Raw genomic sequence first — 26,749 nt, 5'->3', positions numbered from 1 at the left:
ATCGTTTCTCGTAGCGAGACGTTGCACGAAAAATTGGAGCATTCTGTTTCATGATACTGAAGCGGCAGATCGCCTGGGCAAGCGTAGTGTTGTGTCTGTTCGTTGGAGCGGTGCTAAGCCTGCTTCCCAACAGTGCGTCTGCTCACGTTGGTCATGACCGATCAGTTTCTGTAGGTGCGACGTATCTTGAAGACCCTACCCACGCGGACGAAGGACACCCGGGCCATTGTCATGGGGGCACTTTTTGCAGCGGGCTTGCCGTGATGGTCGTGCCTCCTGTCCCGCCTACGCTGACTGAAAGAGCGACACGGGTTTCGGTATCGTTGAACCCGCTTTCTGATTTGCCAGTAGCGGAGCTTGATCCACCGCCTCCCCGCATCCTGTTCTGACCCACACAAAGCGCCACAATGGCGCATGTTTCCAAGTCATACAGGATAAGAAAATGAAAACTCGCAAAATTCTCGCTGGTGCCACGGTGGCATCTATGGTCGCAGCTACAGCACTTGCACACGGTGGCGCAACCGGGGTGGTCAAACAGCGTATGGACGCCATGGGTGCGATTAGAGGCGCGATGAAAGTATTGACCCCCATGATGCAGGGAAAGGCGCCCTATGACGCTGAGGTTGTGGAGCAACAAGCCAAAGTTATCGGTGCACATGGCGGTGCCGCCCTTACTGAGCTGTTTCCGGAAGGAAGCCTTGATAAGCCGACAGAAGCTCGGGCTGAAATTTGGAAAAACTGGTCCGATTTCCAGAGCCTTGCTGCGCAGATGAGCCTTTACTCAGAGGGGTTGGCGCAAGCTGCGGAGAACGGGTTGATGCCTGCCGACCAAGGGCACATGGGCTCGATGATGCAGGGTGGCATGATGGGGAACCAGGGCGGCATGATGTTGCAGGGAGAAATGTCAGAAACACCGGATCCTGCGGCGCTTGCCAGCATGCCTGCAGATGGCGTCTTCATGATGCTCGGTCAGACCTGTTCAGCCTGTCATACCCGGTATCGGGTTGAAAAGTGATAGGTGAAGCATCATGATGAGCTTGTTTAGACTTGGGGTGGGAGCCGCAATCGCTTCCGCAGCCAGTCTTGGTGCGGTTATTGCCTGGCCAATCGGGCTTCCCCCACCTCAATTGAGTGAACTGGAGGGCGACGTGGACCGCGGTGCTTACTTGGCGCGCGCGAGCGGCTGCATTGCCTGCCACTCGGACTTCAAACAAGGGGGAGTCCCGCTGGCCGGCGGGGTCGAACTGGAGACACCTTTTGGTGCGCTCTATTCTCCTAACTTGACCACGGATCCTAAAGAAGGGATCGGTGACTGGACGGTCGAAGACTTTGCGGTCGCAGTCAGGCAAGGGGTTTCGCCGGAAGGTAGCCCGTATTATCCGGCTTTCCCCTATCCGTTTTACATCAACTTCACGGACCAGGAGATTGTGGATCTTTGGGCTGCGTTCCAGACGGTTCCCGCCAATGATACGCCGTCACGTCCACCGGAGATGATGTTTCCCTTCGATCAGCGCTGGGGGATGAAACTCTGGCGGGCAGCCTTTCTCGAACCGCCACGTACCGATCCTGTGGCGGAAAAAGACGCAGTTTGGAACCGTGGTCGGCAGCTGGTCGAGGGAGCAGCCCATTGCGCAGCCTGTCATACCGGACGCAACCTTGCTGGTGCCCGGAAAAGCGATACCGAACATTTCCTGGGAAACGCCAATCTGCCCGGTGGCGACAAGGCACCGGCTATCGACGTTGTCACATTGCGTGAGCGCGGCTGGACAGTGGAGTCTTTGGCCTACGCAATGCGGTCCGGGATCATGCCGGATGGGGATGTCTTTGGTGGCGGCATGGGAGAAGTGGTCAGCTACGGAACCGGGTTCCTGACCGATGCCGACCGTACTGCAATCGCTACCTACCTCATGGATGATCATGATGGCGGCTAATGTCACAACAGGGGCGGAAGACGAGATCGTCTTCCGCCAACTGAAAAGGAGTGGGAATGGCACATATCAGACGGGACCTTCTGCGTATGGGAGCCGGCTTGGCAGTTGGGGGCTTGATGCCTTCCGTTGTGACTGCGGCGACTGATCCGGTACAACTGATAGCGAAACCCGCAAGCATTCTGCTTGCACCGCCCGAATATCCCCAGACGCGTATTTGGGGATATGATGGTAAGCTGCCCGGCACGTTGATCCGGGTGCGTCAGGGTCAGCGGGTTGTCCGACGTTTTGTCAACGAGTTGCCGCAACCCAGTTCGGTCCACTGGCACGGCCTGCGTCTCGACAATGCCATGGATGGTGTTGCCGGCTTGACTCAGGATGCTGTGCCGCCAGGGGGCACGTTCGACTATGATTTCGTCGCCCGGGATGCTGGGACCTATTGGTATCACGCCCATAACAAATCATTCGAGCAAGTTGCACGCGGACTTTATGGAGCATTGATCGTAGATGAGGCAGAACCAGTGGCAGTTGATCGGGATGAAATCCTGATCCTGGATGACTGGATGCTCGACCCTGAAACCGCGCAACTGGATCCGGACTACGAATCCCGCCATGACCGGAGCCACGCTGGGCGGCGCGGCAACTATGTAGCCACCAATGGGACAGCAGCCACAGACATTTCTGTTCGGCAAAATGAACGGCTGCGCCTGCGCCTGATAAACGCTGCCAATGCCCGGATCTTTCAGCTGAGCCTTGTTGGGCTGGAGGGCTGGGTCATGGCCTTTGATGGTATGCCTCTGGAAACGCCGCAGAGGGTCGGTGGGCCATTCCTTCTTGCTCCGGGACAAAGGGTTGACCTGTTTGTGGATGTTATTTCGGAACCCGGAGAGACCGCTCATCTGGTACGCGTGGAAGACGGCGAAGGATATTCCCAAGCGGCATTCCCCGTCGGAACCCAAGCAGCCTCGCGGGTACGCCGTGATCCTCCACCAGCGTTGCCCCTGAATCCGGATATGGATGTCCCTGGCCTGAATACCGCTCGCAGGTTTGGTTTGCATATGGAAGGCGGCGCCATGGGCGGACTACAAAAGGCGCAGTTCAATGACAGGGAAATGGGGTTCCAGGCATTGGTGAATGCCAACCAGTTCTGGGCTTTCAATGGAGTTGTCGGTCTGACGCAAAGGCCCTTAGCGGATCTATCCGAAGGGGAAACCGCCCGGGTAACAATTCGGAACGACACCGCTTTTCCGCATGCGATGCATCTGCACGGCATGCATGTGCGTGAAGTTCTGGAAACTGGCGAATTGGGACCGCTCAGGGATACGTTGCTGGTATTCCCTGATGAGACGCGTGAGATTGCCTTTGTCGCAAGGAACTCCGGCAAGTGGATTTTCCACTGCCACATGCTGGGACATGCCGCATCGGGCATGGCGACCTGGATAAATGTAACATGATTAATTTTGGGGAGGGGTTTTGAGATGAACTGGAAGCAAGGAGTTTTGGCAATCTCGATGAGTTTGGCTCTGCCTATCACTGCGCTGGCTGACGGTCTGGATGAAGGTCGGATCAGGGAGCTTGTTCTTGAGACGATCCGGGCCAATCCGGAGATCGTGATGGAAGCCGTTGCTATTTTGGAAAGAAAACAGGCGGAGGCTGAGAACAACGCGCTTGCGGATATTTTGTCCGCGATCCGTGACCGGTTAGAGGATGATGCAAACGCTCCGGTGTTGGGCAACCCTGAGGGCGACGTTACAGTGGTCGAGTTCTTTGACTACAACTGCCCGTATTGCCGTCGGGCGATGGAGCCTGTGCAGGGCCTGTTGGAGGCTGATCCCAATGTTCGCCTAGTCTATCGTGAATGGCCCATTCTCGGAGAGGGTTCAGTTTTTGCAGCCAGGGCGGCCTTGGCTGCACGCAAACAGGGCAAATATGATGAATTTCACTGGGCCCTTATGGCGATGAATGGTCGTGCTGATGAAGCAAGTGTATTGCGTGTTGCGTCTGAGATTGGTCTCGATGTCGAACAGCTACGTAGCGATATGGAAGGCAGCGAGATAGATGAACACATCAGGAATTCTGCGGAGCTTGCTCAGGCCTTGGGTTTTAACGGTACCCCGTCCTTCGTTATCGGAAACGAACTCGCACCGGGCCTCGTTCAGCAGCCGCAGTTGATGGAAATGGTCGAATCCGTACGCGCCCAGGAATGACGTTGAGGAGCGGGAACTGGGAACTTGCAAAAGCTCCTCAGTGGGAGTTGTCATGAGGAGTGGCTGGAGGAAAGGCATTCATTTCTGGTTCATCCTCCCGGGGGTGGGAATTGCAAGTTTTGCAATCAGCTACTTCTCTCACTCGGGTGGCTCTGTAACATTTGAAGAACCAGTCGGAACTGATGTGGCTAAGGGCGCGGCCCTTTACCTAGAATACTGCGCCTCCTGTCATGGGGAGGAGTTAGAAGGAGAGGTGAATTGGCATACGCCCAAGGAGGATGGCACGCTGCCAGCGCCGCCGCATGATGAAAATGGCCATACTTGGCATCATGGAGACGACTTGTTGTTCAACTATACTAAGCTCGGAGGCCAGGTGGCCTTGGAGGCTGCAGGCGTAAGTGGGTTCCAAAGCGGCATGCCCGGGTTTGCGGATCAGCTGAGTGACCGTGAAATTCGCGACATCTTATCTTTCATTAAGTCCAGCTGGCCTGAGAAGATACGTGAGATACAGCGACAACGCACTGAAGGTGCGACTACAACAGAAAGAGCCGGGAACTAAGCGGGGTACCTCTGCCACAATCGCTGCTACCCCTGTAGCCTTATGATAAGCTGCGCAAGAGCGGTCAAAATAATCACGAAGGCACTGCAAGCGATAAGGGCTGACAACCATGGGGCAAAGCCTCTTGGAAGGCTCTGGGTCGCAAACCCACAAGAGTCCGCATTTCTAAAAGCGGAAGCATACACAGGCAATGAGGCCAGCACCACTGCATAGAGGTAGGTGCCTGAGATGTTTTCAAACAGTGCTGACCGCGCGAGTGTCGGGGCGACGACCCGCAAGGCTGTTGACTTGCTGCCGCCAAAAGAACCGAAGAAATCAGCCGACAAAACATAGATCACCACGTGCAGGGCAAAGAACAAGGCCACGCGCAACGGGAGGTCCAGCAAAATAGCGCATCTGCTCATTCGGAACCGACTTGGTTTTGCTGTGACCGTTGCAAAGGTAAAGAACCCGACAAAGTTGACCAGGAAGACCACGGGCAGGCCGTTTGTCAAAACCTGGCGCAAGAACATCGCCAAGGCAGGCCCGCCCTTTGCCAGATGGGAAGCGAACCCGGGTGTCAAAGCCACAAACAGCCCCAGCAGTGGAACCAACCCCAACAGGCTTACAATCAGCGTGTTGCGGGCAAATTCCAGCGCGGGCAGATAAGGAGAAAAATATCGTTCCATCGCTTGTGGCCTGGCATTTTGCGTCGATGCTGACACCTCTATTTGCCAACAGGAGTGGCAAACAACTGCGATAATCTAAGGCTGTGAGCAAAGGGAGGTCAGGCAACCAAGGTATTGGGGTAGCCTTCTTTTTCTAGCAGCGCAGACAGATCTGCATTTGCCACCGCGCTGGTTACCTCGATTCTGCGGGCCTCCATATCAAACTGGATTGTCGCCTTGGCATCGACTGCATTGATGGCTTTCTCGATAGCGGATCTGCAGTGGCCACAGCTCATATCCGGGACGGCAAAAATAGACATGCGTTTTCTCCGTTTAGTTCTTGTGGTTTCCGCTAGCGCATTCCCGTACTGGAAGGTCAAGCGCTGATCCGACGCCGAGCCGAAAAGCAACCTGGCATACATCGAGAATGAAAAAAACATTTTGCCAAGCCTTGACCTTCCGGTGACTGGAAGCCCCATGTTAGTTACATCTCAAATTTTGATGGTGGTGATATGACAGTCGAGCAAAGAGTTCAGTTCCGCGTTGAAGGAATGAGTTGTGCCTCATGTGTTGGGCGGGTTGAGCGGGCACTTAAGGCAGTGCCAGGTGTCACCGAAGCTGCGGTGAACCTGGCAAGTGAAAGCGCCCTGATTTCGCATGACAGTAGCGTATCCGCTGCAGATCTGGCTGGGGTGCTCAGCGATACAGGTTATCCTGCGCTTGTTGATGAAGTGATCCTGGATGTGCAAGAGATGTCCTGCGCTTCCTGCGTGGGGCGGGTTGAACGCGCTCTTGAGCAGGGCGAAGGAATTTTGTCAGCAACTGTAAACCTTGCTGCTGAAACGGCCACTGTTCGGTTCGCAACTGGGGCCATTTCTCTGGCGGAAATCGCTGCACTGGCCACCGCGGCGGGATATCCCGCTCAAGTTAAATCGGCTGACGTGTCTGACAGGGCAAACCGAAAAGCCGATGAAATCCGGTCTTTGTCCCGCCGCACTCTGTTTGCTGCGGTATTGACCTTGCCCGTCTTTATCATCGAAATGGGCAGCCATGTTATTCCGGGGATGCATCATCTGATTGTCTCTACCATCGGGATGCAAACCAGTCATTACCTTCAGTTTCTGCTGACCACGTTCGTGTTGTTTGGTCCGGGACTGCAATTTTACACCAAAGGGTATCCAGCCCTGGTTAAGGGCGCACCGGATATGAATTCTCTTGTGGCACTGGGGACTTCTGCCGCCTATGGGTTTTCGCTGGTTTCAACCTTCGCTCCGGTTCTACTCCCGGCGGGCACGGCGAATGTCTATTACGAGGCCGCCGCGGTTATTGTAGTCCTGATCCTGCTTGGTCGTCTGCTTGAAGCCAGGGCAAAGGGGCGCACTGGAGAAGCGATCCGCAAACTCGTCGGACTGCAAGCCAAAACTGCTCGGGTTGAGAGTGGTGGCGAGGTGGTGGAACAACCGATTGAAGATATCGTCGCGGGCGACATCGTGCATGTCAGACCGGGTGAAAAGATCGCCGTTGACGGCGTCGTTTTGTCAGGGGCTTCTTTTGTCGATGAGAGTATGATCACTGGAGAGCCAGTGCCGGTTGAAAAATCTGAGGGTGCCGAGGTTGTTGGCGCGACAGTTAATGGAACCGGTGCTTTGACGTTTCGCGCAGAAAAGGTCGGCAGCGATACCATGCTGTCCCAAATTATTCGGATGGTTGAGCAAGCCCAGGGTGCAAAACTACCGATCCAGGGCATGGTGGACAAGATCACTCAGTGGTTTGTCCCAGTTGTGATTGTGGTTGCACTGTTGACCGTGGCGATCTGGTTCTTGTTTGGTCCAGATCCGGCGCTCAGCCTTGCCTTGGTCGCTGGTGTTGCTGTTCTGATCATTGCCTGCCCCTGTGCCATGGGGCTGGCGACGCCTACGTCGATAATGGTCGGAACAGGCCGGGCTGCCGAAATCGGCGTATTGTTCCGCAAAGGCGACGCTTTGCAAATCTTGCAGGAAAGCAGCGTTATCGCGCTCGACAAAACAGGTACATTGACCGCCGGGCGGCCTGCGCTGACGGATCTGATCCTTGCCGATGAAATGCAGGAAGAGGACGTTCTGCGAATGGTGGCTGCAGTCGAGCGGAACTCGGAGCATCCGATAGCCGAGGCAATTGTCGCGGCGGCGGAAAAGCGTGGGATTTCGTTGCCAAAGATCGGGGCGTTCACCTCGATCACGGGTTTTGGAGTCAAAGCTACGGTCGAAGAGCGGGAAGTGCTGATTGGTGCCGACCGGCTGATGATCAGGGAAGGGGTTGACCTCGGTGCTTTCGCGGGACACAGCTCTGTTTTGGCGACAAAAGGAAAAACCCCGCTGTTTGCAGCGATTAACGGTGAGCTTGCTGCAGTTATTGCAGTGGCGGACCCGATTAAGCCAACCACTCCGCAGGCGATCAAAGCGCTGCATGGTCTCGGGCTGAAAGTGGCGATGATAACCGGTGACAATCAGGTAACAGCCGAGGCCATTGCCGAAGAGCTGGGCATTGACCATGTCGTTGCCGAAGTTCTGCCAGAGGGCAAAGTTGCAACATTGAACAGTCTCCGCGTAGGTGGCGGAAAGCTTGCCTTTGTCGGCGATGGGATCAACGATGCACCCGCGCTGGCGGCTGCGGATGTCGGAGTGGCCATTGGAACCGGGACCGACGTTGCCATCGAAGCTGCGGATGTGGTTTTGATGTCCGGCGACCTCTTGGGGGTAGTGAATGCAATTGATATTTCACAACGGACCATGCGCAACATCCGTCAGAATTTGTTCTGGGCCTTTGGCTATAACACGTTGCTAATCCCTGTTGCTGCTGGTGTGCTCTATCCCTTTGGCGGCCCGCTGTTGTCGCCGGTTCTGGCCGCTGGGGCGATGGCCCTGTCCAGTGTTTTCGTCTTGACCAATGCGCTACGACTGAAATGGATCCGCCCGACAGCGGGTCTCCCACGGAGTGAGGCACAGAATAACGGGCTCAGTTTGAAGTCTGTACCTGCACAGTAATCAAGGAGACGTATCATGAATATTGGCGACGTCGCCCGACGATCAGGCCTGCCGACAAAAACTATACGGTACTATGAGGAAATCGGCTTCATCAGGCCAAAACGCTTGGACAATGGCTATCGTGACTTTGATGAAGCTGAGTTGCACAAACTGGCGTTCATTGGGCGGGCCCGTTCGCTGGGGTTTTCGGTCGAGGACTGCCGCATCCTTCTGGAGCTTTATGATGACAAGTCCAGGGCAAGCGCTGTCGTCAAAAAAGTTGCCGAGCAAAACCTGAAGGCAATCGACGCCAAAATCGCGGACCTTCAGGCGATGCGCGTCACGCTGTCCCACCTGATTGATAAATGCGCCGGCGATCACCGCCCGGATTGTCCAATCCTAGAAAACCTGGGCAAGATCACCACAAAGGACGCCTGAGATATGTTCTGCAATTTGCGGTGCATCAACACATCTGACGGGCTAACCTGTTACGACGTCCGCAAGCGGCCGACGCGGGAGTTGCTTGTATTCCGTGTCGGTTCCCGGAACTTTTTGAGAATCGAAGATTGATCGTGACCGCCTTCACCCGAAGAAACCTGCTACAGAGCCTGCTTGCCGCCGCCGCCGTGTACACATCACCGACAGTGGCGCAGGGCACGCAGAGGATGCATGTGCTGAAAGATCCAAGTTGCGGCTGCTGCGGAGTTTGGATCAATATCATGCGGTTTTCCGGGTTTGATATCTCGGTTCAGGAGGCATCAAACGAAGGTCTGTTTCTGAACAAGTTGAAGTCCGGAATTACCGAAGAGCTCGCCTCTTGCCACACGGCGCTGATCGATGGGTATCTGATCGAGGGGCACGTTCCGGCGGCGGATGTCAAACGATTGCTGTTGGAACGACCGAATGCACTCGGTCTTTCGGTGCCGGGCATGCCATGGGGCGCTCCTGGAATGGGCCCGGAAAGTGAAAGAGACGCATATGACGTTCTGTTGTTCCAAAAGGACGGGACATCGGAGATATTCAGCCAATACGCTGCTGCCTGAACACTCCGCCATGTTACCCAAGGATGCCGGGCCAGTTACTAAGGCCGGCAGCAATATTCCCTGGAATGTCCTTGCGCCAGAGCTTCTGGGCGCGCAGGTTGGCATTGAGGTAAAGTTTCCCGTCATAAATCGTCCAGGCTTCAGGAACCGTCGGCGCCAGATACCCACGTGACGCTGCAAAGGCGCAATAACCACCGAATATTGGCGCATAGGCAACGGGTTCAGCTGCAAATTTGGCTGCGTTTTCCGCGTTCGAAAATCGCCATTCAGCCCCTTTCCATCTCACTTTGTGGTTTGCTGAGCCCGCAACCGGCTTTTGTTGTTGGAAATACGCAACCGGATCAATCGCATTGATCGCGATTGGGTTCATGAAGATCTCGGACTCGCGAGCACTCGCCATTTCTGGATACAAGGCAAATGCTGCTGGGGTTGCAGCTAAAAATCCAAGAGTGGTACGTCGGGTCAGCATGAAAGTTCCTCCATTTTCAGACTGACATTATGCGTTCTGACTCTTCATTGGACCCCGGTTGACTTGACTGTGATCAAAAGGTGAACGGCAATGGCAAAGGACAGGAGCTTACGCTGTGCCACGGGTATCAGTCTTGTCATCCTTCAGAAAGTGCAGAACTTCTTTGTAGCGAATTCGCGTATCCTCGAGTTGCTGATAATATCGAAACAAATCTTTCAAAGGTGCGGAAAAATCCTTATGGGCCGCAAGAACCGCGATTAGCGCTCCTAAAGTGATGCGCTCCTGAATCACGAAGTAACCTCCGAGTGAATAAAAGAGAAACGGGGTTAGAGACGTGAGCAAGTTGTTCAGGGCCTTGGCGAAAAATTTTATGCGATGAATACGTTGTCGCAAGGTTTCCAAGCGTCGTATGGAAGCTGAAGTTCCCAGAATCGTAAGAGTTTCATTCCGCTTGGCACTGATTTGACCAGTAAGGCTTCGGGTAAGTGTTCTCATTTCTCGAATGCGTTTTCGGCTCAACCGATTAACGATGCGCTGCAGATAGGGCAACAAGATCAACTGTAGCGGCAGAATTGTTATCGCTGCCGCACCTAGAATGGGGTCCTGGACAAACATGAATAGCAAGATGGTAAGCAATGTTCCCCCCTGCGTGACGGGCAAAGAGATCAGGTCGGCTGCGAAACCGCCCAGCGGTTCGACTTCCTGTACCAACACTTGCGAGATCTCGCTTTTGCGCTTTAAACCCGAATGACCTCGCCATCTCTTGTAGATCCGCAAGCGCAAGCGCCTTAGAAAGCGTTCGGCCAAGAGGCCCTTTCGAACATTTAGATTGTATTTGCCAACACCATTTAGGATGATTGTTGAGAGATAAATTAGGCTCAGTACCGTCAACAACTGAACCGCTGACACGTCAAATTTCAAGAACTTCAGTTGGGAATTTGACTGTTCCAGGACATTGTTCACGATCTGCTTGGGCAATTCCAGAGACAGGTAGAGCAACGGCATCAGGCATAGGCTAAGAACCAAAAGGCAGATCTGCTGAGGCCAAGTTGTGTGCAGGATATGTGGAAACAGAGCATGCACGGGGCTTGCTACACCAGAACGGGGCTTGAAAAGCTGCCAGCGAATGCGAGAGCCGGAAAGAAAGAACACCCTTCGAACTATCATTGTGAAAACTGTAACGGCCAGCAACAGCGGGCCGTAGACTAGAGTTAAATGTAGGGTCACATGAACCCAGTCCGGAGTTTCAGAATGATAGTGAAACCCCAATCTTTCAGCTATCCGATGTACTAAGGAGTGAATCTCGGGGTCGTTGTAGTCGATCATTTCGTCATTTCGTCAGTTCGGTTTGCTGATTGGGAAGTCGGAAAAAAGGGCGGGGGAGTGAAACAAACATTTGGTGACGATCAGTTCACAGCAATTTGGCCAAACATGCCGGACTCGTAATGTCCTGCGATGAGGCAAGCGAATTCGAGGGTGCCCTCGTCGGTGAATTTCCATATCAGCTCACCTGTTTTGCCCGGCGCCAGCGTGATTGCATTCTCTCCGAAATGTGTTTCCGACCGTGATGCCATGAGTTGCTTGTGCAAGGCGTTTATCTCTGGCCTGTCGAGGATGAACTCATGGGTGAGTTCACCATGGTTCTCGATCAGAAATCGCACCGTATTGCCCGCTTTGAGTGTTAGGCTGGACGGTGAAAACACCATCCTCCCGTCTTCGGTTTCCAGCATTGAAACATGGATTTCATGATCAACCTCTGAGAGAATGCCGGGTCTGCCGACATTCATCTCATTTATCACAACATCGGTGCCAACCCGTGGGCTCTCATTTGAAGGAGATGCGTTTCCCAGCGAACTGGAAGCTATTGCAATTGCGGAGGTCAGAAGCAGAACTTTCATTTTGTTACACTCGGTCCAAGGTTTGTTCTTTCAAAAAAGGTAGTGCGCAGAGAGAAACTCCCGGGACAGGAACAGGTTCTGCTCCGGGTTGGTTTCAAAACAACAATCGGGTCCCGAAGACGACTGCGAATTCGCCGTTTTTCTCGCCGCTTGCCTCGATCATTTCAGCCGTGCCGCCAAAGGATTTCTCATAGTTAACGCCAAGATAGGGCGAGACAGCCCGATCGATCAGATCAAAACTTAGGCGCAAACCTGATTCGACAGTCACTCCTCCGGCGACCTGGTCGTAGGCTGGATCGTCCTTGAGTGGAACGGTCAACTCCAGGCTTGGCACAAGGATCAGGTTATTAGTGAGCATGGCTTCATACTCGACCTCAAACCGTGCAAATGAATGGTTCGAGAGGTATAGATCAGCATCAATCTCGAACCATTGCGGAGCCAGCCCTTTAACCCCCACGACCGCATTGTAACGCTCTGGCAGTCCATCTGGAGTGTTCGCGTGCACGCCAACCACCGCGTCAAAGAAGGTTGAAATTGGAAACTGCAGCCGAAGCTGATTTTCCAGGCTAGTGAATGTGCCGTTGCCTTGAACCCGCTCGCCTTCGCTACGCCAGACAAGTTTCATCTCATCGGAGCCGATCAGGGCGTCAAAATCCCAGACAAAGGCATCATTTCCATCCACTCTGCGATTCTCCAGCTGTTCAGCCTGAAAGCCATAGATCAATTGCTCGGCTGCTACCGGGACGGACCAGAGTGCCGCCGTGGCTGCAATAAGTGCCAGTTTTAAAGTCGTGCTCATGCTTGTTCCTCTTTTTTCCTTGGGCCGCCTCACGAGGAACCGCCTTCGATGATCACCTTGCGGAACATTCCTGCGTCGGCGTGGTAGGAAAGATGGCAGTGGAAAGCCCATTGGCCGGTCACATCGACTTCTGTCTCGGTGTAGACAGTGGTTCCGGGTGCAACGTTGATCGTATGCTTGATCGGGTCGCGGCGACCTTTGCCAGTGTCCAAGATTGACCACATGCCATGCAGGTGCATTGGATGGGACATCATGGTTTCATTGACGAACTTGAAGCGGACTCTTTCTCCGTACCGCAGGCGGAGGGGCTCGGCTTCAGAGAGCTTCTGACCGTTGATGGACCAGATGTAGCGCTCCATGTTCCCGGTTAGGCGCAGTTCGATTACTCGTGTTGCTGGGCGATCGCGATACAGTGGCTTGCGGGCGCTCAAATCGTCGTAGGACAGGAACTTGCCACCATTTGATGCGCTTGGGATTAGACCGCTGCCTGCCGCATAAAAACCATTTTGGGCGGGAGCGGCCATCTGCATGTCGCCGTGGTTCTTGCCTGCCATAGAGCCCCTCTGGGCCGCTGTGCTAGACGGCATGTTGTGCTGGCTGTGGTCCATTTCGGCGGTGGGATGTTCAGCGGTCATGTCCGCCATGTTGTGTTGGCTATGGTTCATTGTCGGCATTGTTGGCTCTGCCGTCGTGTCTGCCATGTTATGCTGAGTGTGATCCATTTCCGGTATCACGAAGGTCAGGTTTTCCGGATTCGCGTCATTGCGCATCACGTGACCTTCCATTCCCATGCCACCCATCATGCCTGCCATGTCGGCCATCGTCAGGCGCGGTTGCGGACGCATCGCGGGCACCGCTCCGACAAGCCCTTCACGAGGAGCCAGGGTGCCTCGAACCATGGCCGTGCGACCCATGGATTCGGCAACGATACTATAAGGGCGGTTCTCTTTAGGTTGAACGATCACATCATAGGTTTCGGCCACGGCAATACGCAGCTCGTCGACTGTGACAGGCGTCACGTCGTTGCCGTCGGCTTGCACCACCGTCATTTTCAAACCGGGGATGCGAATGTCGAAAAAGGCCATGGCAGAGGAGTTGACGAAGCGTAGCCGGAGCTTCTCGCCTGGCTTGAACAGACCGGTCCAATTTTGCGCGGTGCTTTCACCGTTGATCAGGGGGGTGAACCCCTGGACGTCTTCGACATCAGTCGGCATCATTCGCATGCGACCCCACATTTTGCGGTCCTGAAGGGCAGCCTTTAGGCCCATGCTCTTCGTATCTTCAATCATATCCTGCAGCGTACGCTGTGCGCGGTTGTAATAGTCCGCCGAAAGTTTGAGATTGCGCATGATCCGGCGGCCGTGATGCGGGTGGGTATCTGTGAGCTGCACAACATAGTCACGGTCTACCCGAACACTTTCACCCTGTTTGGGTTCGATCACGATTGCACCATAGGCGCCGTCCGGTTCCTGAAAACCGGAGTGGCTATGAAACCAATAGGTTCCGGCCTGTTTGATAGGAAATTTGTAGGTGAAGGTTTCGCCGGGGTTGATACCGTCAAAACTGATATCCGGTACACCGTCTTGATCGAAGGGCAGGATCAATCCATGCCAGTGGATCGAGGTCTGTTGTCTTAGGTTGTTTGTGACGTTTATCGTCACATCTTCACCTTCCTTGAAGCGAAGGATGGTTGGTGTCTGGGACTTGTTGTAGCCCACACCATTTCTACGGAACTCCCCCGTGTCGATGCGGATTTTGTCCACTGAAATGTCATATGTCCCGGCCAGGGCTGGGGTCGTTGTAGACAGGACCATGGTTGCGCAGGCAAATGCCAGGCGCATTGATGTTTTGGCTGACATCATTGTTCCTCGTAAATTTCGAAAATTGGAAAAGAGCACTGCTGCAGTTGGCACTATGCCGTCACGGACGCCTGACAAGTTGCTCAGGAGCCAATCCGATACGGGACAGCGCGGCGTAGAATTGTGCTCACCCGATGCGGGGAGCACATTAGGCAGCAGGCAGTCAGATGGCCCGTGGCTTATACCCGTGGCGGTGGTAACCGGGCCTCAGGTGAGATTGATCTTCTTTTGCGATCTCGTTCTAAGAAGCTTGCGGTCCGGAACAAATCATTGGCCGAAGCCTGTAAGCTATCTTTGAAGAGGGGAGGTACTTCGCAGGAAACAAACTGCTGACATGTTTTGGAAGCCGAGACTGTGTGAACTACTGTCGATTCAGAAGCAGCTTGAAAGAGATCGGAGGTTGGAGGAGATTCAGGGGCATGCTTTACCAAAAACATGGCTGTCAGGAAAAACAGGGCCGTCAACAATACAACCGTTCGAGTGTTTCGTATAGCTGCTTGCATCTTCAAATGCCTCTCACCTGTTCATCAATAGATGAGGTAGGATCTTCAAAGGTGCAAAGCAAGTTTACATTTTGATACATTCGGTGGCCTTGACTAGCAGATAGTCCTAAGAATTGGTGAATGATCAGGGCGGCCTCATTCGCCCTAAGAATAGTGTTCAGTGATCCTAAGGCGTGTCCATTTTTTGAGTTGGGTAGTAAATGGCACGGGAGCTAGGTCTCCGATGAGGATCTTACATGGTTCGAGTGGGCTGTGCATCCGCATTGGAATTGGTTTCCGTCGCCACTCTCAGCTCTGTGTTAACTGGAATGACGATCCAAATTGGCGGGCCGATCCCATTTAGGAAACCAGTGGAGACAAAATTATCATGCATAATAAATTCCTTTGTCTCAAAGCCAGAAGAAATCAAATTTATCCCGTGTGATAAATTGACATTTTGATACTGATGAGATCTACATTCTTCCCCTGCATGAAAAGGAGTTCCCGTGTCGGACCGTACTCACACCCTCCACTGGGCAGAAATCATAGGCCGGAAACTGAGAGAACGGCGCAAGAGCTGCGGGCTGAGCCTCGAAGAACTATCACGGATTTCAGGCTCTACAGTACCAACCCTGTCGCACCTTGAGAGAGGAACAAGGGATGTGAAACTGTCCACGCTGGTCTCTCTGGCTGGGGCCCTCAGGATCGAGCTTCCAGAGCTTTTCACTGAAGCCCGCAAGCCAAATGATGATTTGCAAGCTGAAGGCAGCCCAGTTGGCTATGACTTGGATGATGCCTAATGGCTTATATCGACGAAATTCCTGTCTACTATGAGGGGTTCCTTGTCGGTCGTATTACACATGATGCCAAGCAAAGCATCGAATTTACCTACGACCCTCAGTGGTTGGCGACAAAAGGCAGCTTTCCTCTTTCGGTGACCCTTCCTCTTGAAATGAGACCCTATGAGGAATCCGCCCTTCTCACTTGGCTGGCAAACCTGCTCCCTGAGGGGCCAAACCTGACCGGGGTGTCTCGGGGTCTTGGTATCTCCACCTCGGATGCCTTGGAGATCTTGAAAGTTATTGGAGGGGATATCGCTGGCGCCTTTTCAATCGGTCTTCCGAGCATCAGAGATGATTGGCGTTATACGCCGCTCCTAACGCAATACGATGTAGACTGCGAGGAGGCAGCCTTAAGAATGCATTTTGCGGATCTTGGCAAGCGCCCCTTCCTCGTGGGTGAAGAAGGGGTGCGAATTTCTCTGGCAGGTGGGCAAAAGAAGACAGCATTGGCTGTGCTCAACGAAGATGGATGCCCAGAGTTGGGCCTGCCAGAGCCCGGAGATCGCCTGGCTATTCCAAAAAATGGCGCACCGTCGACTGTTATTCTCAAGCCTGATAATCCAGCCCTTCCTGGGGTCCTTGAAAACGAAGCCTACTGCCTCTGCCTCGCCAAGCTGGTTGGCCTAGAAGCCGTGGATTGCACGATCACAGAAACGACAGAGGGAAAAGCCCTGGTGGTGGCCCGCTATGATCGCCAAATGGGCCATACAGGGTCAATCAAACGACTTCACCAAGAAGATTTTGCGCAGGCAAACAGAATTCTTCCTGGGCGGAAATATGAACACGGCAGTGTGGCAGGCCTTAGTCTGAACAGCATCTTGCAAACCGGTACTCATCTGCCGCCTGGGGAAGTCCTGAATCTTCTCGATCAAGTGATCTTCAATATTCTCATTGCCAATACTGATGCGCATGCAAAGAACTATTCGATGATCCTGAGTGCTGAACGCAGGGTCGCCCCGCTGTACGATGCCTGCTCCTCTTTGCTCTGGGAACAAATGAACCAATACCACGCCCAGAAGATCGCCAATTTCACGCTTAAACCAGGCGATGTAACTCGAAAGCATTGGGAGAGCATGGCGAAAGAGGCAGGGTTAAATGCCCGTGGTCTGCGTCTGCGCGTGCAGGAGCTCGCCGGGGCAATAATGAATTCCAAGTCCGCAGCCGCTGAGACGGTTGGCAGCTTACCTGGAGTATCGTCGGAAATGGTAGGGAAGATCGCGGACCTGGTTGAGACAAACACGCAGAAGATCTCAAGTGAGGTATGAGCAGCTTCGCGCTAGGTAAGCACGCGCTTTCATTTAGGGTCCAATGTTGGCAGATTGTTCACTCCTGAGTTGGAAATGGTCCCTTAGCTCCTTCTGGACGAACGAAGCCGACCACAAAACCAAATGGCTTTCCAATCTTGTTCAAGGTCTCAAGTGTCGGGTTGGATGTGCCCTTCTCTAACTCCAACACTTGTTTTCTCGTCAAGCCAAAGTAGCCCGCAAACTCAGCCTGGGTCAGCCCAAGTGAATCCCGGATTTCGCGCACAGCACTGGGCAGTCTCAAGTTTCCAGTGTGAGCCGCAATAGTAACATCATGCCGACGCGCATGTTTCTCACAACGTGTCAGTTTACGTTTTTTTGGCATAGTCAGATATCAATCAGTGCAGCGCCATAGCGTTCCTTCAGAGAACGAATGAACGTGATTTCAGGCTCGGCTAGCTTGCGCCGGTTGATATGCCGCCAGCTGCGCTCATAGATCTGAAGTGCGTCCTGTTCATCTATCTCTCCCTGCTTCTTGCGAAACCAGCACAGCGCCTGAAGCTGAGGATAGTCCGAAATTTCGATCATCATCACTTCTCCATTCTAGCTACCAGAATGGATATTAGGCTCAGCGTGTGGGTAGAGAAAGCCTCGAATAATAAGTGCCATCGAAAGGCCACTTTAAATGGAGGTTTACACCAATGGGTACCTGTTCAACGGTACATTTTGGCTTTTTGCCCAGATCGAGCCCCAAGTGTGACTGTCTTCTACGTCATCGTTCTGGATGTCGAGCTTTACAAAGGCCTCAGGTGTCAAACAAGATCTGCACCCACAGCGAAAGCCGCTGCCTTGCTGGGCAATAAAGGGAGTTTGCACCTCTCAGCCAGAATACTCAGAGGCGTCTCCCCCCTTTCAACTGTTTCTCCTGGTGCCATCGTCCCATTGAGCCCCTTTCGTGGTCATGCCAGTGTTCGGTAGTTTCAGTCTGCTGCACCTACCATTGAGACCTCAAAGTACTTCAACACGGTGGCTAGAAGATGGGTGTGATTACCGTCAACCGCTTCTGAAAGAAATTCTTGAATATCTGCCTGAGATACCTGTGACTGTCTGGCGGCCCTTTGACACCGGGCGAGTATATCGAACGCGTTGTCGCTACAGGCGGTCAAGTCGATTTGTGCCATCTTCTTCATACATGGTTCCCTTATGCATCTGTTTATGAACATTTTTCTATCACTGGAATGTTTCGCTGAGATTTAGAAAACCATGAAAGCGAAGGTAGGACACTAGTCGATCACAAGAAGGCTTTTTGTGTTCAAAGAGAAACTGGCGCTTGTGACCGCGCTATTCAACAGGGGCGGATTCCGGCCATTCGCCGCAGCTGCGAGAGGTTCGTTCCTGAGCGGAGCAAGCGGCCATTCACCACCCCTTTGATCATTGCGTCGATGCTGCACTGTGCATCAACGGCAACAATGCGCAGATTGCGACCTTTGCAAAGTCGAGCTCACCCGGCCTTCCGGGTGAACCTGAACGCCCCAGAGCTGCCGTTCGCCAAAAGCCGCCAAGTCGCAGCGGAGAATCCCCTAAGCGGACTATTGCGGCCGCCCGCAGCGTTCTGGGTATCCGAAGAGCGTCCACACAAAGCTACGCCGCGTGCTGGCACCTAATCGTGGGCCGAGTAGCGCCAAGTTGATAGTCCACGGAAACTAATCCTCCGCCTCTCTCGTCGGCTTTCGCTTCTCCCGCCACCGATAAAATTGCCTTTCGGCATCCGGACCTGCGCTGAATCCCCATACGGCACCGCCAATCGCGAACACGGTCATTCCTGCTACAGCACCAAATGGCCCTCCCACAATTCCAGTGCCAGCTCCGATCATTGCACCTGCTGATCCTCCTGCAAGAACACCAGCGACTCTAGCTTTCATGATATTTCTCCCCAGATTTTATGGGCGTATAGCCCCTTTGGTCAAAGTCGAAATCTACTGTCCAAAGCGCTCCGCCAAGGCACGAGCTTCAATGGCACCCTCGCCTAATATCTCTTCTTTCTCAATCGCGCCTTGCGCCTCGTCAAAGCCGTCGACCTCAAGCCCTCGAAGATTGAAGAACTCGTAAGTGTACTCTGCTTTCTCGCTGCCTGCATGCCTAGTAAATTTTTGCACAATCGTACCATCAGCTTGCGTCATGCTGTGGCTGATATGCTCTACGTAGTTGTCGAAATTGGGATGGATCAGGCGATAATTGTCACTTTTCTGGAACGCTTCTTCGTCAGCTCCGTCGATCACGAAGTCGACGCGTTCCTTTTTATATTCCATGTTGCACCGCTTACAAGAGATGCCCAGATTCCAAATTGTAAAAGTGAGAGGCCGGTAAGCAGGGACGCTTTTAGGTAAGACGTGCTCGCGGTCGATCATGAAGTGACCAGCTCCACCCAAGAACCGCCGACAGTAGCAGCATTGGTTATTGTGTCTGTTTAGATGAAACCCCTCAATTTTTTTCTTTATTGCCTGTACATCTGTGTAGTGCGGATGATTTGTTTTCACATCCCACGGTTTCGCAGTCGCGAGCACCAATGTGATCACGGTAATTTCGTCAGCAGTTAATTCAAATTCGACTAACGCAGGGGTGTAAGCATCATCCATCATCGACTGGCCCCTCTGCCAGTTTGGCTTCAATCTTGCTCACCAAATCGCGAACCGCCCTGAAGAAGCTCTTCTGGCGTTCGTCGAAGCTTTCCCTTTCCATTCTCTCGACAAGCGACAGAACTTGGTATTTTGAAATTTCACCTTTTTCAAATAATGATATTTCATCGACAATACGCTCACTGACAAAATGGTTGGCAGGTGTAATCACATCGAAAGCCTGCCAAAGTACAGCTTCAATGCTGTTGGGAAGGATACGCGTTGCATCCAAGTTGAGGGGCTTTGGGTATCCGTGTCGCACTTCAATTATGGAAACAAGACCAGGATAGCTGGCCAACCCGCCGGTAACAACGAGCGGCGCGTGCGTTGCTATAACCACGGCAGCATTACGAAAATTCATAGCAACCAAAATTTTCTCGATATAGTCCCGCTGCCAACTGGGATGGAGGCTGTTTTCAGGTTCGTCGATTATGATCAGCGGCTGGTCCCCAACATTAGTGATCAAGAACAACATAGTTGATATTAGCGCAAGTTGGCCAGAACTGGCGTGCTCCATCTCAATTTCAACGCCACCTTCTTTGCGTTTGAGAAGCACATGAATTCTACGGATCACACCCAAGCGGCGTAGAACTGTTTCCAACTCGAGGACATAGGCAAACTCACGGGTGCGGCTGAATTCATAGGCAGAGCCTCCTGCATCCATCCATATTTTTTCTCCGCGCTCATATCGGTGTAGAAAGGAGACTGCCATCTCAACGACATGGCCTTCGTCAGGCTGGTTGAGGCTTTGTGTAGAGCGATTACGATGAATATAGTCGAGGATCGCTGCGTGCCATTCGTCAGGCATTATCTTGGACTTTTTGGCGAATTCGATCTCGAAGCCAAACCTAGCCTCGTAACCGCAATGGTCTAAAATTGCGCTAATCTGATAATAGGTAGAGCCAGTTTCCCTCAGCGAATCTGCAACTGCACGCTTTACAATCTGCGGCGGCGATTGATTGCTCCTGCCTGCTGATACCCGTTTCACGTTGCGCAAGCCTGCGAACCGGTCATGGGGTGTGTTGCAAACAATTGTAACGTCACGAACTTTGCGACTGTGCTTAGCAAGGTCAAGAAGCAAAGAGCTTTTTCCAGAACCGTTAGGTCCGACTAGAATGGAAACCGACTCTTTTGAAGTAACAAGGTCTCTGATGCCGCGCTTATGAATGACTACCATGTAGAAGAGTAACCTTTCACCTGATCAGAAAGCATTTTTTTGGCCGCCCTCATGTAGCGCATGCCGGTGTCGATTCTGTGTTCATTTTCAGTCTCGCAAGAGTTTCGCTTGCGATCATAAGTTGAAGTGGTTTCAATTGAAACACTCAAGCGGCGCAAGCCGAGGAAAGGGCGCTTGAGTTGCCTATTTCTGCCCTTTCTGTGTCGCCATGTGTGGGGCTCATGCGCGTTTATGCGAACAATCACAAACTGCCACTTGCTCTGCTTTGACTTGTGTCGATTGATCAAACACTTAATATTCTTGATACTGAAGGTCCGCTTTGGCAGTCTGTACGATTTCCAGCCGCGCCGCCGTCAATGGCTCCTCTCCGTCCGACCTGCTTGAGCAACCTTCATGCCAGGATGACAGATAGCAGGTCTGCTTAGGGCTGGCTGACGCCATCAAGCTGCGGGCAACAGGGACGGAACCGCCGCCTGTCAGTTGCAGCACCGCCGCAGGTCTGCTTCGAGCCCAGTTTGACACTGCTCCTACGCGCGATACAAGAAATCGACGAAACGACATTGGACTGTTGGAAGGGGGATGCATGGTCGACAATCGGAATACCGGAAAATGCCTGTGTGGCGCAGTTCAGTTTTGCGTATCAGGAGAGTTCGAGAGCTTCTTCCTTTGCCACTGCTCCCGCTGCCGTAAGGACAGTGGCTCGGCTCATTCGGCAAACCTGTTTTCATCAACGGCAAAGGTCAACTGGGTGTCGGGCGAGAGCAACATCAAGACATTCCAGCTTTCCGGCTCACGACACATCAAGAGCTTTTGCAAAGATTGCGGTTCCGCGCTGCCGACTTTTCAAGTTGACCTAGGTCTGCTTGTCGTGCCTGCGGGATCACTTGATAGCTGGATCGACATACGGCCCAACGCGCATATCTGCTTTTCCAGCCGCGCGGACTGGGACAACGACCTAGCCTCCATCGAAAGGATAGACGGTCTTCCGAGTTAAAGATTCGACTCGGTGGTCGGGCCGTTAAAAGGTCATACAACAGTGGCGCGACAGTCCGCTTCGTCCGCACACTGTAAGTTCGGGTAGCTCACGACTTTGCGCATGCAGCGAATGGCGGCAATGTGGGGTGCGGACGCAGCATTCGAAGACCATTTTCAAGGTCGGCAATGGGCCGTCATGTGCAACTCGGATGGGCCGAAGCAACTTGAAGCAACCACTAAGAGAAGCGCTCCTAATGCGCCCTTTCCTTGTTCAATACAATTCCGAAAACGACCTATCCTTGGCAACCTCACACCAAGACCTAGTACAGGGCGGCATCTATCCTTGGCAAAGCCACCCTTGAATTTTTTCCGTACATTTATCCTTGTTATCAACGGCTTATTGACGAATCACCTCATCATAAGTCAGCCTAGGATGAGGAATCTGATTTAGTGAGGGGCACATCATGATCAACAAGCCAACAGGAGGAACCTCTCCTGCAAATCACGAAAGAGATGGACTTGGGCTGACAGATCTCAGCGCACGCTTGGCGCAAAAGTATGTGCTCGATTGCCAGAAATTCTCCGCCTTTTGCACAGGCACCGCCACTCGGCCAGTTTGGGATCGCATTCTGCGCGAAGTCACCGACAACGAGGAGCTTGCCGCTGAGTTTGCCATGCGGTCCCAACCCCACTTTGATGGGGAGAGCATCGTATCGCACTGCACAACCCAAGAAGGGGTCAAGGCCGTGGGAGTTTTCCTGTCCCAGATCGATTACGGCGTCTATGTCTGATCTCTCAGAGACCTGCTCCATCTGCACTTGCTGCGGAAACACAGCCCGCCTACAACTGCTCCAGAACACCACCCAAACCCTATGTTGTTGGTGCTACAATCGAGAACGCCTGCGCATCAATACTGAAACTTCTGCGCACTGGCCGACAGACATTGAGCTCGATGTCGCTGAACACTATCCCGATCTTGTGAGTCCGAATTGTGCAAGTCTACGACCAACTATCGGGCCTGGTTGGTCCATGATTCTGGATGAGTTTCTGCGGAGCGTTGAAGCAGATCCAGAATTTGCAAAGTCGCCCCCAGGACACCTGCAGATCTCTGACGTCAAAACCACTATGGCTGGCGAGATATCCATCGGCTGGCATTGGTATTTCGATTGGGTCGAGCCCTATGAAGAGCGGCTGGAGAACCTCTCTGCAATCACCTGCTGCCTCTGCGGGCACCAAGGAGACATTGTGCGGAATGGGAATCGTTCTGAGCCGCTCTGCGGTTACTGCCATGTGCAGGACAGACGAACTGATGGCTATGGGTCGGAGTAGAGCATTCACTCCCCATGAGGGACCTTTCACATGATGGACTGAAGCGGTGGCTTCGGCCATAAGAGCAATAACTTCCCTTCAAAGTAGTTTACTAGCAAAATTGCCAAACCCACTTCCCCTCCGCCCAATACCAAACCCTAGGGAAACGATCCCATCCTTCTTGTCACGAATGGCCGCAATGAACGGCGTTTGTTCCACTGACTTTGCCGTGGACATGGGGTTTTCGCTCAGAAAAATAATCCATTTGGAACAGGACGCTCTGGACAGGCTTGCTGAATGTGGAGGCCTTACTGGCCCACAACTTGCAGAACTTGTTTCCTGGACAGGTCGAAGGGTCGGAGACGTTCGTATGACCTTCCGAGATGAGGTTTTTGGAACCCGTTCTCTCAGGAAGCCAACCATACGCGGTTGCCCCATCTGTCTCCGTGAAGATATGGAAGCTAACCTGGGGCAGCCTCTTACAAAAATGACTATGCGAGGGCACTGGCAAGTGCGAGCCTGCAGCCTCTGCGTCGATCATCAACACTCTTTGGTTCCGCTTTGGGAATACAATCGCCCCGAGGAAAGGTATGATCTTTCATCACGGTTTGAGGATATCAAAGATACTGTTCTGGCCGGAGAACTCGAACAACCTCGCACAACTCCATCTGCTTACGACATTTGGCTCGACACACGTCTTGCGACCGGGGCAGACGAAACCTGGCTAGCCGGTCAGTCACTCGATGCAGCAACGAAGTTCTGCACCCTTTTGGGGGCAGAACTCTTGCGATTGGAAGATACATCCGACTTAGGTGAAGAGGCGCAGCTTAGGCGCGGTCAAGCTCTCGGTTTCAATGCTACTCGGTTTGGAGAGGACAAAATCAGGGAAGCATTGGATGCATTGGTCTCGCTGGCGAGCGGACACAACGACGAACCTCAAAAAGCCTTCGGAAAACTATACGTAGAACTGACACAATTTTACCTAGCCAAAGAGGATTTTGCTCCCTTTCGGAAAATCATGAGAGACTGCATCCTTGATCACTGGCCAATAGCGCCTGGTGAAACCGTTCTCGGATACTTCCAACCTACGAGGAAATTGCATTCTGTTGGTACAGCTGCTCGAGAAGCCAAGATCGGACCTGCCCTGCTTGAACAGTTTCTAGTAGATGCCGGGGCTATTACTGCCGACGATCAACGGCCGGTCTCTCGGAAGACGTTTGACGCCGTGGCCTATGCCGATCTACTTGCAGAAGTGCCGACTTTGGTTGGTCCCGCGAGAATGCAGCACGAAATGGGGGCAACTCGTATGCAATTCAAATCACTCGCAGAGGACGGTGTGATAAAACCTCGGATCCAGGTTGCAACGATTAACTTTCCTTGGCGCATATCTGACGGTCTTGCATTGGTAGAAGAACTCTTGGGAATTGCGCAGCCTGTGGCGCCTACCAACGCTAAATGGGAAGGTATTCATCAGGCAAAAAAGCGCACAGGTTTGCGGGTTGGGAAGATCATCGAAGCCCTGCGAAATGGTGGACTTCAGCTCGGACATTACTCTAACATTGACGGCTATGCCGGCTTTTGTGTTTTGAAGGCAGAAATCAACAGCATGCGGCCACCAAAACTAAAAGTTGCGGATCACGGGCTCATCACTGCTTATACATTCGGCCGCTCAGTCGGCATTCGAGCATCTGGCTGGTTTAAAAAACTTGCGGCAGAGGGCCATACCCCTGAAACCCTTACGCCACACCCGAAGGGCGGTCCTGACCAATCATACCTCTCTCCCGACGACATCACCCAGTTTCACAAGCGCTTTATGACCCCGGCGACGATGGAGCAAAAATTTGGCCAACATCGGAAGATATTGCTGGGGAAGCTGAGAGCAGCTGGAGTGGAAACCTTTGCACCAAATGGAGAAGATTATGGGCCGGTTTACCTCCGCAATGAGGTTGAAGCGGTCTTGGAATGACACCTCTCAGTCCATATTGCAGACGAGAAACAGCGAAGTCGTGGGAAAAGCATGCGCCGAGCTGCTATGTTGGGGCCAAATTCTTGTCAGCAAAAATGCACAGATCGTGAAGGTTGTAGGGCTAGAAGTGCAATGACAAACTTCTTGACAGGAATTCGCATGAAACACGCTGAATTCGCACACTTATGCCCCATTGGCAATCTGTGTAATTGGCGAGCCCTGGAGGACTCGAACCCCCGGCCTGAGAATTAGAAGTTCCCTGCTCTAATCCAGCTGAGCTAAGGGCCCGCACTTCGAAGTACACCTCTCCTACAGGGGTACCTGATTGTCAATACACGAGCTGGCTAGCTCGCACATCTCAACCATCAAATCTCACAATAATTTAGCTGGTCCTGCAAATTTGGACAGCATGCTAAGATGTATCCAACCTTGAAGTCAGGATTCAGGAAGAACGTCCAATTGTGTTTCGTCGGGCAAGACGAACTTTGACGGGCAAGGGTGTCTCATCGCTACCATCTCGTGTGTCTGACAATGGTCCTGAGTTCATTGCTGAAGCAGTCAGAGATTGGATCAAGTCCGTTGGGGCCAAGACGGCCTACATCGAGCCGGGTTCCCCTCGGGAGAACGGGTATTGCGAGAGCTTCAATGGGCGAATGCGTGATGAGTTGCTCAACGGTGAAATTTTCTATTCGTTGCGCGAAGCTCAGATCATTATCGAAAGCTGGAGGAGACGCTACAATACCAAACGACCTCATAGTGCTCTGAGCTACCGCCCACCTGCGCCAGAGGCCATCGTCCCGATGGGCCAAAGGCCAACTATGCACTAACTTTCAAATTGGACCAATCAAGTGGGGCTGCTCAGTCCCGTTTGCTTCCACAGTGCTTCCACGCCTGATGAAGCTCCAACTCGGAAAGCGCCCCTTTGGGCGTTAGTACGTTATATTGGTTGCGGGAGTAGGATTTGAACCTACGACCTTCAGGTTATGAGCCTGACGAGCTACCGGGCTGCTCCATCCCGCGACACTTTATTTGGGCTACCGCGCGGAGCGCTATTTGAGCCCGTTTGTCCTCTTGCCCGTTGGGCTACTTGAGGACAATTGCAGTATTGCCGGTAGCAATTCTGCGTGTCCCCTTCAGGGCGATTTGATCTGAAGGGTATTCTTAATGTTATCGTTTTGAGATTTTGGATTTTACTAGGTTTGGCAGTGACCTACTCTCCCACGACTTAAGCCGCAGTACCATTGGCGCAAAGGCACTTAACTTCCGGGTTCGGGATGGGACCGGGTGTTTTGCTCTCGCTATCGCCACCAAACCAAGAAAAATCCAAGTCCGACCCTCTTGGCTCCGCCAAGAGGTCGCGCGGCAGGCAGGGTATTTGCTTTAGCAAATGCCCGTTGCCGCACGTCAGTAATGTCACCGAATGTTTCGGTTTTCACAGCTGATATCGGAAGAAACAATCAACATTAAGTCTTTGTCATGTGGTGCTTATTTGGTTCTTGGCTGTCTATTACTAGATCAGATCAAGCCAATCGGGCGATTAGTACCAGTCAACTGAACGTGTTACCACGCTTACATCTCTGGCCTATTGACGAGGTGGTCTACCTCGGCCCTCAGGGATACCTTGTTTTGAGGGGGGCTTCCCGCTTAGATGCCTTCAGCGGTTATCCTG

25 protein-coding genes, 2 tRNA genes, 2 rRNA genes and 1 pseudogene are annotated in these 26,749 nt (G+C 52.9%); 14 read left to right on the top strand and 16 right to left on the bottom strand.

Annotated elements, in window-relative coordinates:
- Positions 1-442 precede the first annotated feature (442 nt).
- Genes ED661_RS02060 through ED661_RS02040 form a run of 5 tightly spaced genes read left to right on the top strand, consistent with a single transcriptional unit; the run spans position 443 to position 4,694 of the window.
- Positions 443-1,015, top strand: coding sequence for a cytochrome c (locus ED661_RS02060; RefSeq protein WP_122072304.1), 573 nt, complete (start codon positions 443-445; stop codon positions 1,013-1,015).
- Between the two features lie 13 nt (positions 1,016-1,028).
- A complete protein-coding gene (locus ED661_RS02055; protein WP_371412385.1) occupies positions 1,029-1,931 on the top strand; it encodes a c-type cytochrome in 903 nt (300 codons plus the stop codon).
- A gap of 56 nt (positions 1,932-1,987) precedes the next feature.
- Positions 1,988-3,382 (top strand): multicopper oxidase family protein, encoded by a 1,395-nt coding sequence (locus ED661_RS02050; RefSeq protein ID WP_122072303.1) that lies wholly within the window; start codon positions 1,988-1,990, stop codon positions 3,380-3,382.
- A gap of 24 nt (positions 3,383-3,406) precedes the next feature.
- Positions 3,407-4,135, top strand: coding sequence for a DsbA family protein (locus tag ED661_RS02045; protein WP_122072302.1), 729 nt, complete (start codon positions 3,407-3,409; stop codon positions 4,133-4,135).
- 52 nt (positions 4,136-4,187) lie between these two features.
- On the top strand, positions 4,188-4,694 hold the full coding sequence (locus ED661_RS02040; RefSeq protein WP_122072301.1) for a cytochrome c: 507 nt from the start codon (positions 4,188-4,190) through the stop codon (positions 4,692-4,694).
- Positions 4,695-4,720: 26 nt separating this feature from the next.
- Here the strand turns inward: ED661_RS02040 and ED661_RS02035 are convergent, their stop codons facing one another.
- A complete protein-coding gene (locus ED661_RS02035; protein WP_122072300.1) occupies positions 4,721-5,362 on the bottom strand; it encodes a hypothetical protein in 642 nt (213 codons plus the stop codon).
- A gap of 98 nt (positions 5,363-5,460) precedes the next feature.
- Entirely contained in the window at positions 5,461-5,661 is a 201-nt protein-coding gene (locus ED661_RS02030) for a heavy-metal-associated domain-containing protein (protein ID WP_122072299.1), read from the bottom strand.
- Between the two features lie 192 nt (positions 5,662-5,853).
- On the opposite strand from ED661_RS02030, the gene ED661_RS02025 reads away from it, so the two are divergent.
- From ED661_RS02025 to ED661_RS02015, 3 genes are all read left to right on the top strand, one after another.
- Positions 5,854-8,364 carry a heavy metal translocating P-type ATPase gene (locus ED661_RS02025; protein WP_122072298.1) on the top strand — a complete coding sequence of 837 codons (2,511 nt, stop codon included), beginning with the start codon at positions 5,854-5,856 and terminating at the stop codon, positions 8,362-8,364.
- A 15-nt stretch (positions 8,365-8,379) separates the two neighbouring features.
- Complete coding sequence (gene cueR, locus ED661_RS02020) at positions 8,380-8,781, top strand: Cu(I)-responsive transcriptional regulator (RefSeq protein ID WP_122072297.1); 402 nt, start codon at positions 8,380-8,382, stop codon at positions 8,779-8,781.
- Positions 8,782-8,915: 134 nt separating this feature from the next.
- Complete coding sequence (locus ED661_RS02015) at positions 8,916-9,386, top strand: DUF411 domain-containing protein (protein ID WP_254054752.1); 471 nt, start codon at positions 8,916-8,918, stop codon at positions 9,384-9,386.
- A 13-nt stretch (positions 9,387-9,399) separates the two neighbouring features.
- Here the strand turns inward: ED661_RS02015 and ED661_RS02010 are convergent, their stop codons facing one another.
- The 6 genes from ED661_RS02010 to ED661_RS21795 all read right to left on the bottom strand — a co-directional run bounded on the left by ED661_RS02010 (position 9,400) and on the right by ED661_RS21795 (position 15,287).
- The gene (locus ED661_RS02010; RefSeq protein WP_122072295.1) at positions 9,400-9,855 is read right to left on the bottom strand and encodes a YHS domain-containing (seleno)protein; all 456 of its coding nucleotides are present in this window, start codon (positions 9,853-9,855) and stop codon (positions 9,400-9,402) included.
- Positions 9,856-9,963: 108 nt separating this feature from the next.
- Entirely contained in the window at positions 9,964-11,181 is a 1,218-nt protein-coding gene (locus ED661_RS02005) for an ABC transporter ATP-binding protein (protein ID WP_122072294.1), read from the bottom strand.
- A gap of 80 nt (positions 11,182-11,261) precedes the next feature.
- A complete protein-coding gene (locus tag ED661_RS02000; RefSeq protein ID WP_122072293.1) occupies positions 11,262-11,753 on the bottom strand; it encodes a plastocyanin/azurin family copper-binding protein in 492 nt (163 codons plus the stop codon).
- Between the two features lie 94 nt (positions 11,754-11,847).
- Complete coding sequence (locus ED661_RS01995; RefSeq protein WP_122072292.1) at positions 11,848-12,552, bottom strand: copper resistance protein B; 705 nt, start codon at positions 12,550-12,552, stop codon at positions 11,848-11,850.
- 29 nt (positions 12,553-12,581) lie between these two features.
- Positions 12,582-14,411 (bottom strand): copper resistance system multicopper oxidase, encoded by a 1,830-nt coding sequence (locus ED661_RS01990; protein WP_122072291.1) that lies wholly within the window; start codon positions 14,409-14,411, stop codon positions 12,582-12,584.
- A 735-nt stretch (positions 14,412-15,146) separates the two neighbouring features.
- Positions 15,147-15,287: a hypothetical protein gene (locus ED661_RS21795; protein WP_162930003.1), complete on the bottom strand. Its 141-nt coding sequence runs from the start codon at positions 15,285-15,287 to the stop codon at positions 15,147-15,149.
- Positions 15,288-15,399: 112 nt separating this feature from the next.
- On the opposite strand from ED661_RS21795, the gene ED661_RS01985 reads away from it, so the two are divergent.
- Positions 15,400-15,693, top strand: a complete 294-nt coding sequence (locus ED661_RS01985; RefSeq protein ID WP_122072290.1) for a helix-turn-helix domain-containing protein — start codon at positions 15,400-15,402, stop codon at positions 15,691-15,693.
- Positions 15,693-17,000: a HipA domain-containing protein gene (locus ED661_RS01980; RefSeq protein WP_122072289.1), complete on the top strand. Its 1,308-nt coding sequence runs from the start codon at positions 15,693-15,695 to the stop codon at positions 16,998-17,000. The genes ED661_RS01985 and ED661_RS01980 overlap by 1 nt, the downstream gene beginning before the upstream one ends.
- A gap of 58 nt (positions 17,001-17,058) precedes the next feature.
- Here ED661_RS01980 and ED661_RS01975 read toward each other — a convergent pair whose 3' ends face one another.
- The 4 genes from ED661_RS01975 to ED661_RS22130 form a co-directional block, all read right to left on the bottom strand.
- Positions 17,059-17,364 (bottom strand): helix-turn-helix domain-containing protein, encoded by a 306-nt coding sequence (locus ED661_RS01975; RefSeq protein ID WP_122072288.1) that lies wholly within the window; start codon positions 17,362-17,364, stop codon positions 17,059-17,061.
- Between the two features lie 2 nt (positions 17,365-17,366).
- On the bottom strand, positions 17,367-17,570 hold the full coding sequence (locus tag ED661_RS01970; RefSeq protein ID WP_122072287.1) for a hypothetical protein: 204 nt from the start codon (positions 17,568-17,570) through the stop codon (positions 17,367-17,369).
- Between the two features lie 1,385 nt (positions 17,571-18,955).
- Positions 18,956-19,618 carry an HNH endonuclease gene (locus ED661_RS01955; RefSeq protein WP_122072284.1) on the bottom strand — a complete coding sequence of 221 codons (663 nt, stop codon included), beginning with the start codon at positions 19,616-19,618 and terminating at the stop codon, positions 18,956-18,958.
- Entirely contained in the window at positions 19,608-20,831 is a 1,224-nt protein-coding gene (locus ED661_RS22130; protein WP_122072283.1) for an AAA family ATPase, read from the bottom strand. The genes ED661_RS01955 and ED661_RS22130 overlap by 11 nt, the downstream gene beginning before the upstream one ends.
- A gap of 583 nt (positions 20,832-21,414) precedes the next feature.
- Here ED661_RS22130 and ED661_RS01945 point away from each other — a divergent pair.
- From ED661_RS01945 to ED661_RS01930, 3 genes are all read left to right on the top strand, one after another.
- Complete coding sequence (locus ED661_RS01945; RefSeq protein WP_122072282.1) at positions 21,415-21,825, top strand: GFA family protein; 411 nt, start codon at positions 21,415-21,417, stop codon at positions 21,823-21,825.
- Between the two features lie 445 nt (positions 21,826-22,270).
- Positions 22,271-22,597, top strand: coding sequence for an antitoxin Xre/MbcA/ParS toxin-binding domain-containing protein (locus ED661_RS01940; protein ID WP_122072281.1), 327 nt, complete (start codon positions 22,271-22,273; stop codon positions 22,595-22,597).
- Positions 22,598-23,181: 584 nt separating this feature from the next.
- Complete coding sequence (locus ED661_RS01930; protein ID WP_122072279.1) at positions 23,182-25,080, top strand: TniQ family protein; 1,899 nt, start codon at positions 23,182-23,184, stop codon at positions 25,078-25,080.
- A 210-nt stretch (positions 25,081-25,290) separates the two neighbouring features.
- Here ED661_RS01930 and ED661_RS01925 read toward each other — a convergent pair.
- Positions 25,291-25,368 (bottom strand) — tRNA-Arg (locus tag ED661_RS01925).
- Positions 25,369-25,604: 236 nt separating this feature from the next.
- Here ED661_RS01925 and ED661_RS01920 point away from each other — a divergent pair.
- A pseudogene (locus ED661_RS01920) lies at positions 25,605-25,907 on the top strand (integrase core domain-containing protein); the annotation flags it as partial.
- Positions 25,908-26,023: 116 nt separating this feature from the next.
- Here the strand turns inward: ED661_RS01920 and ED661_RS01915 are convergent.
- From ED661_RS01915 to ED661_RS01905, 3 genes are all read right to left on the bottom strand, one after another.
- Positions 26,024-26,100 (bottom strand) — tRNA-Met (locus tag ED661_RS01915).
- A gap of 177 nt (positions 26,101-26,277) precedes the next feature.
- Positions 26,278-26,392, bottom strand: a 5S ribosomal RNA gene (gene rrf / locus ED661_RS01910).
- A 204-nt stretch (positions 26,393-26,596) separates the two neighbouring features.
- Positions 26,597-26,749, bottom strand: a 23S ribosomal RNA gene (locus tag ED661_RS01905); the annotation flags it as partial.

This window comes from Pseudophaeobacter sp. EL27, assembly GCF_900313025.1.
GTDB lineage: Bacteria > Pseudomonadota > Alphaproteobacteria > Rhodobacterales > Rhodobacteraceae > Pseudophaeobacter.
This window is presented reverse-complemented; position numbering and strand designations above follow the sequence as displayed.

Excerpts from the sequence above, each read along its gene's own strand:
- ED661_RS02060 (WP_122072304.1), top strand. The coding sequence starts at position 443 with ATGAAAACTCGCAAAATTCTCGCTGGTGCCACGGTGGCATCTATGGTC.
- ED661_RS02055 (WP_371412385.1), top strand. The coding sequence starts at position 1,029 with ATGATGAGCTTGTTTAGACTTGGGGTGGGAGCCGCAATCGCTTCCGCA.
- ED661_RS02050 (WP_122072303.1), top strand. The coding sequence starts at position 1,988 with ATGGCACATATCAGACGGGACCTTCTGCGTATGGGAGCCGGCTTGGCA.
- ED661_RS02045 (WP_122072302.1), top strand. The coding sequence starts at position 3,407 with ATGAACTGGAAGCAAGGAGTTTTGGCAATCTCGATGAGTTTGGCTCTG.
- ED661_RS02040 (WP_122072301.1), top strand. The coding sequence starts at position 4,188 with ATGAGGAGTGGCTGGAGGAAAGGCATTCATTTCTGGTTCATCCTCCCG.
- ED661_RS02035 (WP_122072300.1), bottom strand. The coding sequence starts at position 5,362 with ATGGAACGATATTTTTCTCCTTATCTGCCCGCGCTGGAATTTGCCCGC.
- ED661_RS02030 (WP_122072299.1), bottom strand. The coding sequence starts at position 5,661 with ATGTCTATTTTTGCCGTCCCGGATATGAGCTGTGGCCACTGCAGATCC.
- ED661_RS02025 (WP_122072298.1), top strand. The coding sequence starts at position 5,854 with ATGACAGTCGAGCAAAGAGTTCAGTTCCGCGTTGAAGGAATGAGTTGT.
- cueR (WP_122072297.1), top strand. The coding sequence starts at position 8,380 with ATGAATATTGGCGACGTCGCCCGACGATCAGGCCTGCCGACAAAAACT.
- ED661_RS02010 (WP_122072295.1), bottom strand. The coding sequence starts at position 9,855 with ATGCTGACCCGACGTACCACTCTTGGATTTTTAGCTGCAACCCCAGCA.
- ED661_RS02005 (WP_122072294.1), bottom strand. The coding sequence starts at position 11,181 with ATGATCGACTACAACGACCCCGAGATTCACTCCTTAGTACATCGGATA.
- ED661_RS02000 (WP_122072293.1), bottom strand. The coding sequence starts at position 11,753 with ATGAAAGTTCTGCTTCTGACCTCCGCAATTGCAATAGCTTCCAGTTCG.
- ED661_RS01995 (WP_122072292.1), bottom strand. The coding sequence starts at position 12,552 with ATGAGCACGACTTTAAAACTGGCACTTATTGCAGCCACGGCGGCACTC.
- ED661_RS01990 (WP_122072291.1), bottom strand. The coding sequence starts at position 14,411 with ATGTCAGCCAAAACATCAATGCGCCTGGCATTTGCCTGCGCAACCATG.
- ED661_RS21795 (WP_162930003.1), bottom strand. The coding sequence starts at position 15,287 with ATGCATGATAATTTTGTCTCCACTGGTTTCCTAAATGGGATCGGCCCG.
- ED661_RS01980 (WP_122072289.1), top strand. The coding sequence starts at position 15,693 with ATGGCTTATATCGACGAAATTCCTGTCTACTATGAGGGGTTCCTTGTC.
- ED661_RS01975 (WP_122072288.1), bottom strand. The coding sequence starts at position 17,364 with ATGCCAAAAAAACGTAAACTGACACGTTGTGAGAAACATGCGCGTCGG.
- ED661_RS01970 (WP_122072287.1), bottom strand. The coding sequence starts at position 17,570 with ATGATGATCGAAATTTCGGACTATCCTCAGCTTCAGGCGCTGTGCTGG.
- ED661_RS01955 (WP_122072284.1), bottom strand. The coding sequence starts at position 19,618 with ATGATGGATGATGCTTACACCCCTGCGTTAGTCGAATTTGAATTAACT.
- ED661_RS22130 (WP_122072283.1), bottom strand. The coding sequence starts at position 20,831 with ATGGTAGTCATTCATAAGCGCGGCATCAGAGACCTTGTTACTTCAAAA.
- ED661_RS01945 (WP_122072282.1), top strand. The coding sequence starts at position 21,415 with ATGGTCGACAATCGGAATACCGGAAAATGCCTGTGTGGCGCAGTTCAG.
- ED661_RS01940 (WP_122072281.1), top strand. The coding sequence starts at position 22,271 with ATGATCAACAAGCCAACAGGAGGAACCTCTCCTGCAAATCACGAAAGA.